At 62.3% G+C, this 2,891-nt stretch carries 3 protein-coding genes; all 3 read right to left on the bottom strand.

Translation table 11 applies throughout. From position 1 onward, the window contains the following. On the bottom strand, window positions 1-524 hold a 524-nt coding region (locus tag JCM25156_RS24225; RefSeq protein WP_025813380.1), incomplete at its 3' end, for a hypothetical protein. Window positions 525-599: 75 nt separating this feature from the next. Further along, a complete protein-coding gene (locus JCM25156_RS12800; protein ID WP_025813379.1) occupies window positions 600-1,952 on the bottom strand; it encodes a hypothetical protein in 1,353 nt (450 codons plus the stop codon). Window positions 1,953-2,230: 278 nt separating this feature from the next. Next, the gene (locus JCM25156_RS12795; RefSeq protein WP_148299390.1) at window positions 2,231-2,632 is read right to left on the bottom strand and encodes a hypothetical protein; all 402 of its coding nucleotides are present in this window, start codon (window positions 2,630-2,632) and stop codon (window positions 2,231-2,233) included. Window positions 2,633-2,891: the final 259 nt, after the last annotated feature.

The raw sequence follows: 2,891 nt of genomic DNA, 5'->3' as shown, positions 1-2,891 counted from the left end.
CCGCGCGGGCGAAACCGGTCGCGACAAGGCGGTTCAGGGTCGGCTGGTCCATCAGATGATGATCTCCCCACCCCGCGCAGCCCCGGCCCCGGTGGCACGCCCAGAAAATTACAGAACTGCACCCGCCAGCGTGTATAGAGCATAAAGCGGTCGGGCACTTCGGTACGGTTGCGTGTCCAGACCGCCGCGCGTTCGGTATCGAGATTGGCCGTGGCGTTCATGATGGCGGTTTCCAGCATCTGGCATTGCGCCACGAAGGCCCGCGCCTGCGCGCATTCCGCTGGCGCGAGGTTGCGCAGCCGCCATTCGTTGAACCCGTAAACACGGAAAAACCGCCACGACTGCATGCCGCTATCCACCCCGCCCATGGCGGGGTAGCCCATATAACGCCGCGCCAGCGCCAGTTCCGTGTCCACCAGCGGTGTACCGGGCAGGGTCGCGGCGGTGGGAAAGGCGGGGCCGGGCGCGGGAGTGGCGGCGCTGGTGGTGGATGTGTCCGTTGTGGCGGGCACTGTATCTGTCATGTCTGGCCCCCTGTTGAATCTATTGCGGCAGCTACCGGTGCGACCATTTCTGGCCGCACCGGCGGGGCGTTGGCCTTACGCCCCCGCGCCAAGGCTTTCGATCACCACGCCACGCTTGAGGTAGCTGTTGGTGGCTGTGGGGATGACGGTGGTGTTGGCCGTAAGGTCGGTGGGCAGCGCGAACCCCCCAATCCATGACCACGACTGCGCGATGATCTGCGCCAGCCGGTCCAGCGCGGGGCGGGTGATCATGCACACGCCCTCCACATCCGTCAGCTCGCCCCCATCAAGCAGCGGGGCGTAATGGGTGCCGATATTGGCGTAATCCCCCTCGATCAGCGCGCCCTGCCCGCAGATGATGGCGCGGTGGATCGCCCCTGCCCCCAGCGACGCCTGCTGCGGCGCTTCCGTGGTGGGAATGAAACGCACGCCCAGCAGGTCGAAGATCTGGCCCGTCTGGTAGGTGTCGGAACCATACTGCCCGCGATAGAGCAGCTTGAAGTCATCATCACGGAACAGGCCGAGAAGCTGCGCATTGTCCAGATAGCAGTGATAGACCCCGCCATCGGGCGTGGGTACGTTGTTGTCGCGCAGCGTGGCCAGCGCGCCCAGAATGGACTGGACCGTCAGCAGGTCGCCCGCCGCCAGCGCCGCCGTGGTGGCGCGATTATTGGGCCGCAGCACCAGCGGCGCGGTGGCCGCCATGACGGCATTGCCCGCTGTACCGTTGGATACCGACACATTGCCCGAAAGCAGCAACGTGCCCGAAACACCTTCTGGCGCGGTGGAGGTGTTCGTGGCGTCCGCCGTCGTGCCCACCAGCGTGTACGATCCCGCCCCGATGGTCACCGTCATGCCGCCCGAGGCCCCGACCGCGATCACCTGTCCCTCATCGGACAGGATATTCTGGAAGCCGCGAATATCGTCCACCGCCACCACCGCACCGGCCGATCCCAGCGTGGCCGTGACGCGCGTATTGCCGCCCAGATAGCCGCCCACCCCATTCTGCGCTCCGCCAAACAGCGCGTTGCGCGCCAGCCGGTCCAGCGTCTGGCGGGCATTGATACCAAGACGTGAGGCATTGGCCAGGAACTGGTTGGCAATGCCCACGCCTTCCGTCACCTGGTTGAGATCCATGGTGTTGCCGTACTGGTTGATGGTCAGCGTGTACTGCTCAACCGACCATTCGGCGGGTGTCATGCCATTGTCAAAGCTGGTGTTGGCGGTGGGGTTGAGCGGCGTTGTGGCGGGCGGCAGCAGGCCGGCGCGGGTGTCGGTAATGGTCTGGCCGATGCGGGCGGGGAATTCCATCTGGTCGGCAATGGAGCGGAAGCCCAGCCGCGACTGGAGCGCATCCTGAAACGCGCGCGACAGGAACCCCTGCTGGATGACCGGCTGAAGGGCTGCGGGGAAATTGGCAATGGCCATGAGGCTCGGTTTCCTTGCAAGAACAGAAAAAGCCGCCCTGCGGATGCACGGGCGGCGGGTCGCGGCCATGGCGCGTGACGCCATGTGGGGTTAGGGTGGATGTTCAAGGGGGGCGGCGCGACGCAAGGCGCGCGGCATATATGGCCGGTTACGTACCCCTTGCCCGTTCCGCGCGGCATGACCGGGGCGCGGAACGGGTAAAAGGTAGCTACAGACTGTATTTCAGGTCACGCCACGGAAAGCCCGGGCGCGCCATTCAGGCGCGGGCGTGGATACTTTCAGTTACCGAAATCATACGCATTTATTCTTGATATTATTTTTTGGCGTCCGGCATATTTTGCGCCAAGGCGCTTCTGGCGTTTGTCAATTCCGCTGCAATGCCTGTCTGACTCCCGAATTATTTCCTTTTTCCTGTCGTCAGGCAGCGTGTCATCAAATTCCCCGCTCAAATACTGGCAGATTTCTGCATCATGTACAAAAACGCTAACATCCTTGGGGATGTCTTCCCCTGCCATGACCGACGCGGGAAAAAGCAGTATGCCAACTGCCAGGGCCTGCATGATCTTGCCACAGCCGCGCATTACATACCTGTCCCTATCATTTCCTGTACCCTTCCACTTATATCTCATGCTTAATGAAAGAAGGATTTCTGGGGGTGCGTCTTCATAGGGCTTCACCATGCCATCTGGTCCTCTGGCTTGACCAGGGTGTTATGGCGCCTGACTGACTTCAGGCCGATCTCAATAACGTCCTGCGCCTGCATCGAAGATACCGGATGTTTATATGGACTTTGAAAATTTCTTTTTGGAGCAGGAAGCTACAGGCCACTTGGCTGATGGACGCATTTGCCGGTCGGCCCTGGGCGGATGGAAAACTGTTGCCTCCTCATCCGCCCATAACAGCCTTAATTCGCCACCGGCCAGCGTAATCCCGCCGCGC

This window comes from Komagataeibacter kakiaceti JCM 25156, from assembly GCF_000613305.1.
The sequence above is the reverse complement of the archived record's forward strand: the minus strand, read 5'-3'. Positions and strand labels throughout refer to the sequence as shown.

Bases quoted from the DNA above. Each gene is read 5' to 3' on its own strand.
- JCM25156_RS12800 (WP_025813379.1), bottom strand. From the start codon at position 1,952: ATGGCCATTGCCAATTTCCCCGCAGCCCTTCAGCCGGTCATCCAGCAG.
- JCM25156_RS12795 (WP_148299390.1), bottom strand. From the start codon at position 2,632: ATGGTGAAGCCCTATGAAGACGCACCCCCAGAAATCCTTCTTTCATTA.